The organism is Methanosarcina sp. MTP4 (assembly GCF_000970045.1).
In the GTDB taxonomy this organism is placed as follows: Archaea; Halobacteriota; Methanosarcinia; order Methanosarcinales; family Methanosarcinaceae; genus MTP4.
In genome coordinates this window covers 745920-759479 of the sequence record NZ_CP009505.1, presented here as the reverse complement: position 1 = coordinate 759479, position 13560 = coordinate 745920, and the positions used below count along the sequence as shown (strand labels likewise).

18 protein-coding genes are annotated in these 13560 nt (G+C 47.7%); 13 read left to right on the top strand and 5 right to left on the bottom strand.

Translation table 11 applies throughout. The annotated features are described in order from the left end of the window. Positions 1 to 151: 151 nt before the first annotated feature. Entirely contained in the window at positions 152 to 502 is a 351-nt protein-coding gene (locus tag MSMTP_RS03490; RefSeq protein WP_048177844.1) for a tetratricopeptide repeat protein, read from the top strand. Between the two features lie 69 nt (positions 503 to 571). Here the strand turns inward: MSMTP_RS03490 and MSMTP_RS03485 are convergent, their stop codons facing one another. The 5 genes from MSMTP_RS03485 to MSMTP_RS03470 form a co-directional block, all read right to left on the bottom strand. After that, complete coding sequence (locus tag MSMTP_RS03485; protein ID WP_048177843.1) at positions 572 to 1762, bottom strand: geranylgeranyl reductase family protein; 1191 nt, start codon at positions 1760 to 1762, stop codon at positions 572 to 574. A 16-nt stretch (positions 1763 to 1778) separates the two neighbouring features. Continuing rightward, positions 1779 to 1916: a hypothetical protein gene (locus MSMTP_RS18920; RefSeq protein ID WP_197076132.1), complete on the bottom strand. Its 138-nt coding sequence runs from the start codon at positions 1914 to 1916 to the stop codon at positions 1779 to 1781. A gap of 33 nt (positions 1917 to 1949) precedes the next feature. Next, the gene (locus MSMTP_RS03480; protein WP_048177842.1) at positions 1950 to 2834 is read right to left on the bottom strand and encodes a class I SAM-dependent methyltransferase; all 885 of its coding nucleotides are present in this window, start codon (positions 2832 to 2834) and stop codon (positions 1950 to 1952) included. A 206-nt stretch (positions 2835 to 3040) separates the two neighbouring features. Beyond that, complete coding sequence (locus MSMTP_RS03475) at positions 3041 to 4234, bottom strand: ammonium transporter (RefSeq protein ID WP_048177841.1); 1194 nt, start codon at positions 4232 to 4234, stop codon at positions 3041 to 3043. Between the two features lie 13 nt (positions 4235 to 4247). After that, a complete protein-coding gene (locus MSMTP_RS03470) occupies positions 4248 to 4592 on the bottom strand; it encodes a P-II family nitrogen regulator (RefSeq protein ID WP_048177840.1) in 345 nt (114 codons plus the stop codon). A 160-nt stretch (positions 4593 to 4752) separates the two neighbouring features. Here MSMTP_RS03470 and MSMTP_RS03465 point away from each other — a divergent pair, with 160 nt between their 5' ends. From MSMTP_RS03465 to MSMTP_RS18915, 12 genes are all read left to right on the top strand, one after another. Beyond that, positions 4753 to 5973 carry an ammonium transporter gene (locus MSMTP_RS03465; RefSeq protein ID WP_048177839.1) on the top strand — a complete coding sequence of 407 codons (1221 nt, stop codon included), beginning with the start codon at positions 4753 to 4755 and terminating at the stop codon, positions 5971 to 5973. Between the two features lie 338 nt (positions 5974 to 6311). Beyond that, positions 6312 to 7109 carry a (Fe-S)-binding protein gene (locus tag MSMTP_RS03460; protein WP_048182602.1) on the top strand — a complete coding sequence of 266 codons (798 nt, stop codon included), beginning with the start codon at positions 6312 to 6314 and terminating at the stop codon, positions 7107 to 7109. Between the two features lie 149 nt (positions 7110 to 7258). Further along, positions 7259 to 8056, top strand: coding sequence for a (Fe-S)-binding protein (locus MSMTP_RS03455; RefSeq protein WP_048177838.1), 798 nt, complete (start codon positions 7259 to 7261; stop codon positions 8054 to 8056). Between the two features lie 37 nt (positions 8057 to 8093). Next, complete coding sequence (locus MSMTP_RS03450) at positions 8094 to 8471, top strand: DsrE family protein (RefSeq protein ID WP_052718259.1); 378 nt, start codon at positions 8094 to 8096, stop codon at positions 8469 to 8471. 43 nt (positions 8472 to 8514) lie between these two features. Further along, the gene (locus MSMTP_RS03445) at positions 8515 to 8859 is read left to right on the top strand and encodes a DsrE family protein (protein WP_048177836.1); all 345 of its coding nucleotides are present in this window, start codon (positions 8515 to 8517) and stop codon (positions 8857 to 8859) included. 26 nt (positions 8860 to 8885) lie between these two features. Beyond that, positions 8886 to 9185 (top strand): DsrH/TusB family sulfur metabolism protein, encoded by a 300-nt coding sequence (locus MSMTP_RS03440; RefSeq protein WP_048177835.1) that lies wholly within the window; start codon positions 8886 to 8888, stop codon positions 9183 to 9185. Positions 9186 to 9329: 144 nt separating this feature from the next. Further along, entirely contained in the window at positions 9330 to 9611 is a 282-nt protein-coding gene (locus tag MSMTP_RS03435; RefSeq protein ID WP_048177834.1) for a hypothetical protein, read from the top strand. Between the two features lie 465 nt (positions 9612 to 10076). After that, positions 10077 to 10901: a sulfite exporter TauE/SafE family protein gene (locus MSMTP_RS03430; RefSeq protein ID WP_048177833.1), complete on the top strand. Its 825-nt coding sequence runs from the start codon at positions 10077 to 10079 to the stop codon at positions 10899 to 10901. Positions 10902 to 11037: 136 nt separating this feature from the next. Further along, the gene (locus MSMTP_RS03425) at positions 11038 to 12099 is read left to right on the top strand and encodes a permease (RefSeq protein ID WP_048177832.1); all 1062 of its coding nucleotides are present in this window, start codon (positions 11038 to 11040) and stop codon (positions 12097 to 12099) included. Between the two features lie 119 nt (positions 12100 to 12218). Beyond that, positions 12219 to 12452 (top strand): thioredoxin family protein, encoded by a 234-nt coding sequence (locus MSMTP_RS03420; RefSeq protein ID WP_048177831.1) that lies wholly within the window; start codon positions 12219 to 12221, stop codon positions 12450 to 12452. Positions 12453 to 12542: 90 nt separating this feature from the next. Beyond that, positions 12543 to 12926 carry a putative zinc-binding protein gene (locus MSMTP_RS03415; protein ID WP_048177830.1) on the top strand — a complete coding sequence of 128 codons (384 nt, stop codon included), beginning with the start codon at positions 12543 to 12545 and terminating at the stop codon, positions 12924 to 12926. A gap of 177 nt (positions 12927 to 13103) precedes the next feature. Beyond that, positions 13104 to 13298, top strand: a complete 195-nt coding sequence (locus MSMTP_RS18915) for a hypothetical protein (RefSeq protein ID WP_156153662.1) — start codon at positions 13104 to 13106, stop codon at positions 13296 to 13298. The last annotated feature ends 262 nt before the right edge of the window (positions 13299 to 13560 follow it).

The following is a 13560-nucleotide window of genomic DNA, read 5'->3' as shown; positions in this document are numbered from 1 at the left end:
CAGCTTCCAAAAAAGAGATCTAAAGGCTTTAAGGCTGTCACGACCTACTTCTATCACGACCGATTTCTGTCACGACCGATTTCTGTCACGACCTTTTCTGACACTACTTATTTCTGCCAGTAAAGCCCATATTTAACAGGGAGTGATGTCGTTGGGATTTCTGGACAAACTGCTGAAAAAGAAAATCGAAGGCAAGACCGCAGAGGAGTGGTACCGGCTCGCAGTTGGTGAAACCGATCCCGAGAAAAAGATCGAATACTTCGACAAAGTGATCGAGCTAAAGCCTGACTTTGCCGGGGCCTGGAACCTCAAAGGGCTTGAATACGTGGTCCTTAAAAGGTATGAGGACGCCATTGCCTGCTTCGACAAAGCACTTGAAATAAGGTCGATTTATCCTGAAGCTAGGTACAATAAGGAAGATGCACAAACCGAGTTAAGGAAAATGGGGGAGGCAGGGGAGAAGGAAGAGGAAACAGCTGTTGAAGGTACTGCAGAAGCTTGAAACAAAAACAAACGCCAACAGAACCGAATACTATCAAAAGCGAAAGCTTCGCCCCCAATTTCCATTTGCTTACTTTTTCTTCCGGTTAAGGGCCTGCAGCCCCATTTTTACGGCGGCAGGCATTTTTCCGCACTGCATGGCTTTCATCTGCTCGGGAGAGATGAACTTGAAAGCCGCGTTCATGAGGGTGTCGGACTTCATGATCCCATCCATGAGCTGCCTTGCCTGCACCGAAGTTTCAAGCCCTTTGCCAAACTGCTGTCTCCAGCGCCGGTCATATTCTTCGAGTTTGCATTTCCCGGCCACAAACTCAGCAGCGGTTTCTCCTGCGATTTTTCCAGCAATCATGGCAGGAGGGATTCCGCCTCCGTTTGTTGCGATGACGTGCCCGGCAGCGTCGCCAACTATTAGAGCATCTTCTGTTGCCGTTTTTTCCGGGGCACCGTTTACAGGGATAATGCCTGCGATAACGTTCATGACAGAGGCATTTTTCAGTTTGGGGGCTGCCAGGGGGTGGTTGCGCATGAAACGGTGCAGGTACTCTTTTGCAGAGACCCCTTTTTCTGCCATCCCGGTGCGGACCCCGATTCCCACGTTTGCCCTGTCCTTGCCTTCGGGGAAGATCCAGGCATAGCCCCCGGGGACGAAGTCTTTTCCGAAATACATCTCCAGGGCATCGGGGTCGATATCGGCGTTCCTGACCTGGTACTCGATGGCAACAGAGGTTTCTTTCGAGCCGGGTTTCCAGGAAAGCCCTTTTGACTTTGCGACCAGGGAATTGGGGCCGTCGGCTCCGATTACTGCTTTTGCACTGATCCTGTGTTTCCCGAAGACCCCGGAGGTCTCAACTGTTGTTCCTTCGACCTTTGTCACGCGGGTCTTTACCATAAGTTCCGCCCCTGCCCGGGCTGCCTGCTCTGCCAGGAACTGGTCGTAACGGCGGCGGTCGAGGACTGTGCCTCCTACAGGGAATTCCGTCACGCTGCCGTTCGGAGGAATAATGCGCTGGGTTTTGATTGGCTGGAGAATGCAGGAATCAGGGCAGTTGTCAAGGGTTTCGGGCAGTATGGCATCCGGGAGGAGTGCACGGACTTCCCCTGCGTCGGGGAGGAAACCTGCGCACTGGATTGGATTTCCGATTTCCTGTTTTTTGTCAATAAAAAGGACTGAGGCACCGCTTCTTGCGGCGTACATGGCGGCAGTGGAGCCTGCAGGGCCTGCGCCCACCACTATGATGTCATAGGAGGCTTGAGGGATCATGTCTGGATCTTCTGTATCAATCAAATAGTAAATAATTGTTGCCAAAGTCAAGTTCAAAATCGAAGTTAGAGTCGGAGTTAGAGTCGGAGTTAGAGTCGAAGTTAGAGTCGAAGTTAGAGTCGAAGTTAGAGTCGAAGTTAGAGTCGAAGCTCAAAACTAAAATCAAAACTGGAATCGAAGGCCAGTGTCAAAGTTGTTTTTTCATTCCCTTCAGGACTACGGCCCCAGGTTTACTTTCCACCACCGTATCAAACTCCGCCCCTTCGAAAAGCTCTTTCCACTCAGCTTCCAAAAGCTGAGGCCCGTGGTCATGATGCTGGATAAGCGGTTCGACAGCTATCAGTTCTCCTCCGGATTTCAGGACTCTTTTGATTTCAAAGAGAGCATGCCGGATATCTTGAAGGTGATGGAGCATGAAAAAGCAGGTTGCCGTTTCGATAGAGCCGGCTTCAAAGGGAAGGGCATAGGCACTTCCGGTCCTGAACTCAACGTTGGGAACCCCCTGGACATCGGCGTCCATCTGCGCCTGGGCGGTAAGGGATTCATGGATTTCGATCCCGTAAACCTTCGAGCCGGGATTATTCCTTGCGATTTCCATCGTGATTCCACCAAAACCACAGCCTACATCCAGGACCGTTTTCCCTCTGATTCCGGGAAGGACTTCAGGAAGGACCCCGGCTCTTACCCTACCCATCCGGTCTTCCGGATACCGGGCAGCTTCCGCTTTTTCCGCATCTATTGAGGTGTACGGGAGAATTGCATAGACTTTTGAGCCGTTTACGGCCATCAGGCCTTTCACGCAGGCAGTGCTCTCATCGGCCACCACCAGTTCCACAAGCGAGACCCCGGCGTTCCCGGAAAAACGAAGGTTCCATTCCTCCCTTTTTTCAGGATACCGAATGGAAAGAGGGGTATGGACAACGATGTAATGCGAGTAATCCGGGTTGAAATATGTGGATACGGACTCCGGCTCATTCAGGCGAATTTCACTTATGCTGTCCCTGAAGAGAGCAAGTAGCCCGAGGGCCTCTGCATCGGCTTCGTTTCTTACACTACCTATTTCTTCAAACATATTTCTGAATTCGTTTTTAGGAAATAAAAGCTCTCGTATGGGAAAAACTTAATAAAAAAGTCGAGAAGAAACCAAAAAATTCAGGTGAAAGCTTGAAAAAAAATAATGCAGGTGTAAAGTCGAAAAGAAACAAAAAATGCAGGTGAAAACTTGAAAAAAAGAAAATCAAAGAAAGGTGAAAAGTGCAAATAAAAGATTACCTGCACTCAAACGTTGTATGCGATCTCGCCGTGCTGGGTCCTGTCAAGCCCGATGTTTTCCTCGCTTACGCTTACCTTGAACCCTATAGTTTTCTGGAGCACAAATCCGATTATGATTGTGCAGACAACTGCGTAAAGAATCGTTATAACTACCCCTTCAAGCTGGAGAATTAGCTGCTGCGGGTTGCCAAGAAGAAGTCCCGTGGCTCCCACGCTTGCAAACACGCCTGTTAAAAGGGCACCTGTTATTCCGCCGACCCCGTGGACCCCGAAAGCGTCCAGGGAATCGTCATATCCGAGCTTGCCTTTGAGCTCCACAGCCATGTAGCAGATAATTCCGGAGATCACACCGATCGGAATTGCTGCCATAGGCGTGACAAAACCGGCTGCAGGGGTGATTGCAACAAGCCCGGCAAGGATACCTGAGGCGAACCCGATAGCAGTTGGCTTTCCCGCATGCATCCATTCTACAGCCATCCAGGTAAGGGATGCGGCTGCGGGTGCGATGAGGGTCGTAATAAACGCGACTGCCGCGATCTCATTTGCAGCCAGGGCCGAGCCGGCATTGAACCCGAACCATCCGAACCAGAGAAGCCCTGCCCCTAGCAGGGTAAGGGTTAGGTTGTGGGGTTCTATGGAGTCGAAGCCGTACCCTCTCCTCTTGCCGAGGTAGACCAGGATTGCAAGGGAGGAAATGCCCGAAGTTACATGGACAACAGTGCCGCCTGCAAAGTCCAGAGCTTCTCCTGTAAGGAAGCCACCTCCCCAGACCCAGTGGCAGACCGGGGCATAGACTAAAAGCCCCCAGAGTGCGATAAATGCGATATATGACTTGAACTTGACACGCCCGACAATGGCCCCGGAGATAAGGGCGGGCGTAATTATTGCAAACATCCCCTGAAATACGACAAAGGCATATGTGGGAATGGTTCCCGTTACCGAATAAGGGTCAATCCCCTGCAGGAATGCGTGCTCTAGCCCACCTATAAACCAGTTGCCGCTTCCGAAAGCAAGGGAGTAACCTATTACTACCCATTCTATAGCCATGATGCCCATCGCAACAAACGAGTGCATCATGCTGCTCAGGACATTTTTGCGCTGAACCAGCCCGCCGTAGAAAAGGGCAAGCCCGGGAAGCATTAACAAAACAAGTGCGGAAGAAATCATTACCCATACAGTGTCTGCTGCTACGATACCCATTTTCCACCCCACCTCAGATAGCAACAGGTCCGCTTTCATCCGTGCGGATCCTTATAACGTTTTCAAGGGGCAGCACGAAGATCTTACCGCTTCCGACATGCCCGTCGTTGCCCTTTGCGCCCGTCTTTATCGCTTCAATCGTTGCTTCAAGAAAATCATCATTTACTGCAATTTCAAGCCTGATTTTCTCAAGGAGGTTCGCTTCGGATTCCATTGCCTTGTAGATTTCCAGATGCCCTCCTTGCGCACCATATCCAGAAGCAGACGATACTGTCAACCGGTTTACTTCAATTTTCTGAAGCTCGTTCTTGACCGCGGAAAGCCTTTCAGGCCTTATCATTGCAATTATGTACTTCATTGTGACCACCAGAAGGTATCCTATTTCTCTGCCAATATAATTTAAACATTTCGATTAAGTTCGAGATCAGGATACATTATTTGGCAAAGTTAAATAACACAAAGTCGGAAGAAGGAAAGAAACCTTTGGTTTCCGAGTTATTATATAAAGAAGGGATGATATGATGTTTGATACCGGTTCGACTGGTTTTATGTTGCTTGCGACAAGCCTGGTGATGCTTATGACCCCGGGCCTGGCCTTCTTCTACGGAGGGCTTGCCTGCAAGCGCAATATTCTTGGTATAATGATGCAGAGCTTTGTCTCTCTGGGAGTTACAACTATTTTGTGGTTTATAGTCGGCTACTCCCTCTGTTTCAGCGGGGGAGATGGAGCCATCATAGGCAACCTGGACAAGGCTTTCCTGCACGGAATTACCCCAACAAGTGCTTTTGGAGACGGGAGGTTTCCGGAAATCGTTTTCGTGGCTTACCAGATGATGTTTGCAATCATCACCCCGGCCCTGATAACGGGGGCTTTTGTAAACAGGGTCACCTTCAAGGCCTACATGATTTTCCTGGTGCTCTGGCAGCTTTTTGTCTACTATCCCTTCGTCCACATGGTATGGGGCGGGGGCCTGCTGGCCGAGTGGGGAGTCCTGGACTTTGCGGGAGGAATCGTGGTGCATGCGACCGCAGGCTTTGCTGCCCTGGCAGCCGTTTCCTTCGTAGGTTCAAGGAAATTCAAGGACCATAAACCCAATAGTATCCCCTTAATGGCCATAGGGACGGCACTCCTCTGGTTCGGATGGTACGGGTTTAACGCCGGGAGCGAACTCAACGCTGACGGGATTACGGCCCTTGCCTTCCTGAACACCGACATAGCGGCTTCTTTTGCGGCAATCACCTGGCTGATCATTGAATGGTATAATGAGAGAAAGCCCAAGTTCGTGGGCTTCATGACCGGAGCCGTTGCGGGACTTGCCACCGTCACCCCGGCCGCAGGCCTGATTTCCATGCCCGTGGCAGCCTTCATGGGCATCATGGGAGGTGTAGTCTGCTACTTTGCGGTCCACCTTAAAAACAGGATGGGATGGGATGATGCCCTGGACGTCTGGGGCGTTCACGGCATGGGTGGAGTGCTCGGCTCCATCCTTTTAGGGGTCTTTGCCTCAACCGCCGTAAACCCTATGGGAGCGGACGGGCTGCTCTACGGGGGAGGAGCCTTCTTTCTCAAACAGCTGGCTGCAGTCATCGGGGCCTCAATCTACGGCTTCGTCTTCACCTATATCATGCTGGTCCTTATCAACGCGATAACCCCTGTCAAGGTCTCCGAGGAAGAAGAGGAGGCAGGCCTGGACCTCGCAATCCACGGGGAAACAGCCTACGACATCGGTTTTATCTGAGTGAAAGAAATCCTGCGCAGGATATTTGAAAGGGGTTCCGGGGAAACCGGGACCCAAAATTATTTCCTTTTTTGTTTTCTTTTTTGTTTTATTCTTGCTTCCTTTTTACCTTCCAGTTCCGGTTTGCCCCATTCCACAACTGATTTAATTCTTTTTATAATACAGTGGTTTCAAAATAAATTGAAACAGCAATCTATAAATACAAACTCAAAGAGACATTAAAAATATATTGGATTGTGGCTGCAAGCTCCGCAGAAAGAGGCACACTCCAAAAAAAGCCTCCGGAAAAAACTGATGTGTGCAGAGATTTCGGCCACGGAATTAGGGAGGATGTGAAAATGCCTGGAGACCCGAAAGAGATAAAACTGGTGAATAATGCCCTGGCCAATGGCACCCGACGGAAAGTGATGAACTTCCTGGTAGAGGGAGATAGGACAATAGAGGAGATTGGAGAGGTAGTCGGAAAAGCCATGCTGGACTACCATCTCAAGCTATTACAGCAGGCAAACCTGATAGAGCTGGAAGAGGGAAACGTAAGTCTGAGCGAGTACGGAAGGAACTTCATTGAAGGAAAATCCGGGGAAACTGCAAAGAAAGTTGCAGACCTATCCCGGGCAAAACCCGTGGAACTCACGGAGATCAGGCAGCTTTTGCCCTGCATAGCCGATTCAACAAAGTTCAGGACAATTGCAAACATGGCCCCACCCCTGGGTGGAGTCCTCAAGGTCCTTGAGCCTATTTTTCCAAGAAGTAGATATTCAGACAGGATCGGGGCTCTGATAACGCAGAAAGGGGAAGTCATTACAACCATCTACAGTACGGGAAAAGTCACCATAACCATGGTCAAAAACGAGGGAGAGGCAAAAGAGATGCTTGATAGCCTGAAAGAAACGATAAACGAGGCAATAGCAAAAGGCGTTGCTCCGGCGCCCCGTGAGAAGGTCAGGGTCGAGCCAATGGAGATCTATAAGTATCTGCCAAAAACCGATTGCAAAGATTGCGGGGAACAGGGCTGCTACACCTTTGCCATCAAGCTCATGGCCGGAGAACTGCCTCTGGACAAATGTACGCCCCTCAAAGAAGCGAAATATGCAACCAATCAGGAACACCTGAAGGTCCTGACTGCATACATCTGACCCGGTTTTATCAAAAAAACCATGCCCCTTTCTTTTTAATTGGCCCGGAAGTTCTGTATCGGGATTGCAGAGAAGGAAAGGCTTTCTTGATACCGATAAAGCATAAAGGTTCAGAAGGTGACTTCAGCGGTTACTGATAGGTGTTAAAGATGCCGGGAAATCCGAATGAGACAAAACTCGTGAACTTTGCTGTTGCCAACGTTACCAGAAGGAAGATAATTAACTTTCTGGAGAACGGATATAGAAGTGCCGGGGAACTGGAAGAGATAATCGGGACTAATAACCTTGACTTTCACCTCAAGATTTTACAACAGGCAGGTCTGATTGAGTTTGAAGAAGAGACTGTGAAGCTGAGTGAATATGGCAGGAAGTTCCGGAAGAATAAAACAGGAAGAAGTGAGGAAAAAACTGCAGACTTTTTTCAGGCAAAGCCGGTGGAGATTTTAGAGATAAGGCAGCTTTTGCCCTGCATAGCAGATCCCTTAAAACTCAGGGTAAGCGCAAATATGCTTCCACCTCCTGGTGGAATCCTGAAACTCCTTGAGCCCCTCTTTCCCAGAAGCAATTACTCGGGTAGAAAAGGCAGCTTGATAATTCAAAAAGGAGAAATAATTACAACTATTTACAGTAGTGGAAAAGTCTCCATCAGGATGATAAAAAACGAGGATGAAGCTAAAGAAGAGCTTGAAAGCCTGAAGAGCACCATCAATGAAGCTATTGCAAAAGGTGTAGCCCCAACTCCCAGGAAAAAAGTAAAGGTGGAACTAATGGAGGTCTACAAATATCTTCCCCGGACAAACTGTGGCAAGTGCGGTGAACAGGGCTGTTACAGCTTTGCCATAAGACTTATGGCCGGACAGGTCACTCTGGACATGTGTACACTCCTTAAAGAACCGGAGTACACAGATAATCATGAACATCTACAGACTTTGACCGCCTACGTTTGAGCCCTGCTACCTAAACCACAATTTATTGGAGGAAATTTTGAAGACGCTTACTATAGTGCTCACCGATGGCCCTTATATTTCCGAACATGCTGAGATTGCCTGCAAACTCGCCGATGAAGCACTTAAACGATATCAAGTGAACATATTTCTTTACCTGGACGCGGTGCACATCCCCAAAAGAGGACAGAGTGCCTCCATGTTCACCAGCGCAGGAGAACTTTTTGCCGGGCTTGCGGAGAAAGGAGCAGTCATAAGAGCCTGTGCAAGATGTGCTGCTGCCAGAGGTTACCTTCCGGAAGAAGGGCCGGCAAAGGAGAACTGTGAAGGCTACGAGACCGGAATAAAGATCACCAGCCTTTATGAACTCTCTGAAATGTTAAGAAGTAGCGATAGGGTAATCTCCCTGTCCCGATGAAGCCGGCAAAATTGGCACGGACTTTTGTGAGGTGCAGAGTTCAATGAAATCCGTATTTTATCTTCTGGATACTGCCCCCTATGGCAGCGAAAAAGCCTTTGGCACTTTAAATGCAGCTGCAGTTTGCCTTAATGAGATGGACGTGACCCTGGGACTTTACGGGGACGGAGTTTACCTGGCAGCTGCAGGGCAGAAAAGCAGAGGGCTGGGCATGCCCAACCTTGCAGATATTCTCTACGTTTACGGGGAACTTAAGGTGCTGGCCCATGAACCCTCTCTTCTGGAGAGGGGCCTTATGTGGGAGACCCTGATAGAAACAGTGGAACTGGCGGATGAAGGGGATTTTCTGGAAGCAATGGAAAACTTGGACTGCGTGATTCTTCTTTGAAGTAACTGAGTGAACCGGAGGGAAATATGGAACCAGATAGAAAAGATATATTCTTGCTTACAAAACCACCCGGAAACCCCAGGTCGGAACTGTGCTTCAAATTAATTGCCCGGTCCGAAACCTCCAGACTATACCTGGCAGGGGACGGCGTATACCATTTGCTTGCCGGGATTGAGACCTTGCCTTCCTGCGGAATATATGCCTGCAAGGAAGACCTTGAGGCCAGAGCCATCAGGTCCGGAAAAAAAGTGATAGTTCCGGAAGACTTTTATGCGGTCCTTGTGGGAGACCTGATGGAACACTGTGATAGTGAGTATACGTTTTAAATGTATAATGTTTTAAAGTACCCGAAATCAAATATTCCAGCTGTCGAATAATATTTTTAAATTCAAGGACATCTTACTTTCCCGGGGAAAAGGCTTCACCGGAAGGAATATGCTGAAAAAATTGCTTAACAGGACCCACTCCACATGACCGGCAAAAAAAAATGGCCTGAAATCCTCAAAGAACTGGAAGAAATTTGCGAAATCCACGAACAGGCACAGGGCAATTATGAAAAATGCAGGGAATTTAACCAGCGCCTGGCCGGACTCCTTGACAGGCTCGAGGACCTGGAGTACTACAGCGAAGCCGACAGGGTCATGGGGTTGCTCATAAGCTGCAGTCCGAAAGTAGGATCTCACTGTGAAAAAGGGCAGTATGTTAGTGAGAAACTGAAAGAAATGAGAAAAGCATTTCAAGAGGAAACCTGAAATCCAGAAGGCAAATTCTGAAACAGCGGACATAAGATAGTGGACATATGATAGTGGACATATGATAGTGTACATAGGGACTTAAACTGGTGTATGTGGACAAAACGCCAAACTAAATTAAAAATCACCCTCTTTTTCCAGATTTATTTTAAATTATATTAAAATAGGAAATTTTAAGTATGTCGAGTTATTTCAAATATATTTGAAATAGATTCGAGAGACTTCTTCTTAACTATAGTCCCGAACACGAATATTTACACACTAACCACTGAAAACACGGAAAACACGGAAGGATTATGCCTCTATTTCTTTTATTCAGTGTTTTCCGTGCTTTCAGTGGTTAAAGTTTCACCTGAGATTGGTGAAGGAATTTGGGTCCCTGACTATAGTAAGAGAATCTCTCTTAGCAAAAAACAAAGGGATAAATTTCAAAATTGAGCTTGAAAAAAATAAAGGAGATAGCATATGGAAATGATATTTATTATCGGTCTGCTCATTACAGGAATAGCTGTTGGGCTTGCTTCCGGGCTCTTAGGTGTTGGAGGGTGCTTTATCATGGTCCCTGTCCAGTTCTGGGTCCTGACGCAAATGGGAATTGATCCTACTATTGCAATACGTATTGCTTTCGGTACCAACCTTGCGGTGGTCCTTCCGACAGCAATCAGTGGAGCGTACGGCCACAATAAAAAAGGTGCCGTGCTCTGGAAACAGACTGCCTACCTTGGAGCTTTTGGTTTTTGCGGCGCGATCCTGGGAGCTTACATTGCCAGCAATCTTCCCGGGAATGTACTTAAAACAGCATTTGGGCTTGTAATAGTTCTGGGGGCTGTAAGGATGTTGACAGCCAAACCTATGAAGATAGATGAGGAACCGTCCGAATCCCCGATCTTGTATGCAATTGCCGGAATCTTCCTCGGGCTTGTGTCCGGAATTATAGGCATTGGCGGAGGAGTCGTAATGATCCCTATTATGGTCCTGGGACTGAGATTCCGGATGCACCAGGCTGTAGGCACCTCCACAGCAGTGATGGCTATTACGGCTATTGGTGGAATCCTTTCATACATGTACAACGGCTGGAATGTTCCAGGTCTGCCTGACTATTCACTGGGATATGTCAACCTGCCCCAGTTTGTACTCCTGGCGGGTACCAGTGTACCAATGGCTTTTGTGGGCTCTAAAGTAGCACACATGATATCTAATAAGAATCTCATGAATATCTTTATCGTAGTGATGCTGTACATGGGATTGAAAATGATTGGAGTTTATAGCTGGTTGGGCTTACCGCTATAAACCTATTTTTTAACCAATGATCCTGTTTCCGGGAGTTCTTCTAAAATCCTGAATTGTTTCAAAATAATTTGAAGTGGGAACTTTTATATATAGTTATTTCAAATACATTTGAAATAACAGTTTAGGATTTGAAAAAATGACACTGGATTACCTCATATATTTATTAGGGATCGGCTTACAGTCCGTGCAGGAATACTTGGCTCTTCACGTCCTGATGTGTCTTGTGCCTGCTTTCTTCCTGGCAGGGGCGATTGCATCCCTCTTTTCAAAAGAGTCAGTGCTCAAGTTCTTCGGGGCGGACGCACCCAGCTATATCTCTTACACGGTTGCTGCTGTTTCAGGCTGCTTGCTTGCGGTCTGCAGCTGTACGGTGCTCCCTCTCTTTGCAGGGATTTACAAAAGAGGAGCAGGCATCGGACCCGCCAGCACCTTCCTCTTCTCGGCGCCGGCGATCAACATCCTTGCAATCGTGTACACGGCCAAGATCCTGGGCTACGACCTGGGAGCTGCAAGGGCATTTACCGCCATCTTGATGTCCGTTCTCATAGGACTTATCATGGCGTTTGTCTTCGAGAAGAACGTCGGGGAAAGGAAATCCATCAAGACCTTTGGCGGAGACGAGCACAAACACAGCGCCCAGCTCTTCATACTGCTGCTCGCAATCCTTGTTGCTCCCGAACTTGTTCCATTTTCAACAAAAGTCCTGGGATGGGTCCCGCTGATCATATTGATCTGGATCCCCTTGATCGCGGTTACGGCATACTTTTCCTTTAAATGGTTCAGCCCCGAAGAGCGGGAAAGCTGGATAGGAGAAACCTGGTTCCTGATAAAGCAGATCACCCCCCTGCTTCTGATAGGGGTTTTCTTTGCAGGGATAGGCGTCGAAGTACTGCCAAAGGAATTTGTTGCATCCCTTGTCGGAGGAAACTCTCTCGGTTCAAACTTCCTTGCCTCAATATCGGCAGCCTTGATGTACTTCTCAACCCTTACCGAAGTCCCGATCATCAAGGCCCTGAACCTGCTCGGCATGGGAGAAGGCCCTTCCCTGGCAATGCTTCTTGCAGGCCCGGCGCTCAGCCTCCCGAACATGATCGTAATCAACAGGATCTTGAAGCCGAAGCGTGCGGCACTCTACATCTCCCTGGTGGTGCTGATTGCAACCTTTTCAGGCCTGATCTACGGAACCCTGGTGGCATGAGCAACGCGGAAGATATTTCAAATTTGATTGAAATACTTAATAAAAATAAGGACGTAACATAAAGCCCATAATAATAGCATATCACAAAAAAGCATATCATAAAGATCACAGGTGAAAACATGAAAATCGAAGTACTGGGTACAGGATGTGCAAAGTGTAAGAAAGTAAAGGAACTTGCAGAAAAAGCGGTAAAAGAAACGGGTGTGGATGCAGAAGTCGTCAAGGTAGAGGACTTTGACGAAATCCTTAATTACGGAGTCATGATCACACCGGGCCTTGTGGTTGACGGGGATGTTAAAGTCGCAGGCAAGGTCCCGAGCCTTGAAGACATCAAGAAGTGGATCACCGAATAAACAGCCGAAAAAGGTGGTTGAAGATCGGTAGTAGACCACCAGATAGGCGAAAAAGCAAACTATTAAAGGAATACAGGAGTGTAAAAAACAATGGCAGAAGAAGTAAAATGTGCATGCGGGACAGCAAACGTCGGGATCTTTGCCTGCAGCGGAGGCTCCAACGTCGGCCAGATCGCAAACCAGATTGCAATCGAACTCACGAAGCAGGAAGTCGGAAAAATGATGTGTACCGTAGGAATCGGCGGCAGGATTAACGGGCTCCTGAAATCGGCCGAAGGTTCCGAGAGGCTCATCGCCATTGACGGCTGCCCCTTAAACTGCACGAAAGAGACACTCGAACTTGCAGGGTTCACCCCGGACAGGCACATCGTGATCTCCGAGTTAGGGATCAAAAAGAACAAGGACCTGGAACTCAAGGATGAAGAAGTTAAGGAAGCTCTGCAAAAGACAAAGGAAATACTCCAGTCAGAGTAACCTTATTTTCTTTTTTTTGGATTTTGGGCGTCCCTCATTATCCGGCAGATATTTTCGAACAAAAAAGAGGAACGTCCTATTCTGAATCCTTAATTATACCCCGTACAACCGTAATTGCTCATCCTTGTCGTTCTTGTCCCCGGCCGCCGAAGGCGGACGGCCTTTCCAAAATAAAGAGTGGACAGAATAAAAAGAATAGAAAAAGGCAAGAAAGAAGTTAGAAGAAAAAATTGGAAGAAAAAATTGGAAGAAAAAGTTGGAAGAAAAAGTTGGAAGAAAAAGTTGGAAGAAAAAGTTGGAAGAAAAAGTTGGAAGAAGAATTTCAATATTGGTTTTTACTTTTGTTCAACTCACTTCACGTCAATATTCTGATTTTATTTATTTATCCAGACATTTTTTGGGCATAACTTACTTACTATTTGTATTCATTTTAATGTACTTTCTGGAAAAGCCGGTCGTCTTCGACGACCGGTGAGAGCGCCGGTACCTGATAAGCAATCAAAAAAAAGTTATCGAGAATAGCCGAACAGAGGAATTAAAGCCACCCTGTACGGTTTGATTTAGATCGGTTTCTACAAAGCCCCATTTCCGGAAATTCTGGAACAACATCAACCGATTGATGGGGGGCACCAAT

Excerpts from the sequence above, each read along its gene's own strand:
- MSMTP_RS03420 (WP_048177831.1), top strand. The coding sequence starts at position 12,219 with ATGAAAATCGAAGTACTGGGTACAGGATGTGCAAAGTGTAAGAAAGTA.
- MSMTP_RS03435 (WP_048177834.1), top strand. The coding sequence starts at position 9,330 with ATGACCGGCAAAAAAAAATGGCCTGAAATCCTCAAAGAACTGGAAGAA.
- MSMTP_RS03440 (WP_048177835.1), top strand. The coding sequence starts at position 8,886 with ATGGAACCAGATAGAAAAGATATATTCTTGCTTACAAAACCACCCGGA.
- MSMTP_RS03445 (WP_048177836.1), top strand. The coding sequence starts at position 8,515 with ATGAAATCCGTATTTTATCTTCTGGATACTGCCCCCTATGGCAGCGAA.
- MSMTP_RS03485 (WP_048177843.1), bottom strand. The coding sequence starts at position 1,762 with ATGATCCCTCAAGCCTCCTATGACATCATAGTGGTGGGCGCAGGCCCT.
- MSMTP_RS03425 (WP_048177832.1), top strand. The coding sequence starts at position 11,038 with ATGACACTGGATTACCTCATATATTTATTAGGGATCGGCTTACAGTCC.
- MSMTP_RS03470 (WP_048177840.1), bottom strand. The coding sequence starts at position 4,592 with ATGAAGTACATAATTGCAATGATAAGGCCTGAAAGGCTTTCCGCGGTC.
- MSMTP_RS03430 (WP_048177833.1), top strand. The coding sequence starts at position 10,077 with ATGGAAATGATATTTATTATCGGTCTGCTCATTACAGGAATAGCTGTT.
- MSMTP_RS03415 (WP_048177830.1), top strand. The coding sequence starts at position 12,543 with ATGGCAGAAGAAGTAAAATGTGCATGCGGGACAGCAAACGTCGGGATC.
- MSMTP_RS03480 (WP_048177842.1), bottom strand. The coding sequence starts at position 2,834 with ATGTTTGAAGAAATAGGTAGTGTAAGAAACGAAGCCGATGCAGAGGCC.
- MSMTP_RS03475 (WP_048177841.1), bottom strand. The coding sequence starts at position 4,234 with ATGGGTATCGTAGCAGCAGACACTGTATGGGTAATGATTTCTTCCGCA.
- MSMTP_RS03455 (WP_048177838.1), top strand. The coding sequence starts at position 7,259 with ATGCCGGGAAATCCGAATGAGACAAAACTCGTGAACTTTGCTGTTGCC.
- MSMTP_RS03460 (WP_048182602.1), top strand. The coding sequence starts at position 6,312 with ATGCCTGGAGACCCGAAAGAGATAAAACTGGTGAATAATGCCCTGGCC.
- MSMTP_RS03465 (WP_048177839.1), top strand. The coding sequence starts at position 4,753 with ATGATGTTTGATACCGGTTCGACTGGTTTTATGTTGCTTGCGACAAGC.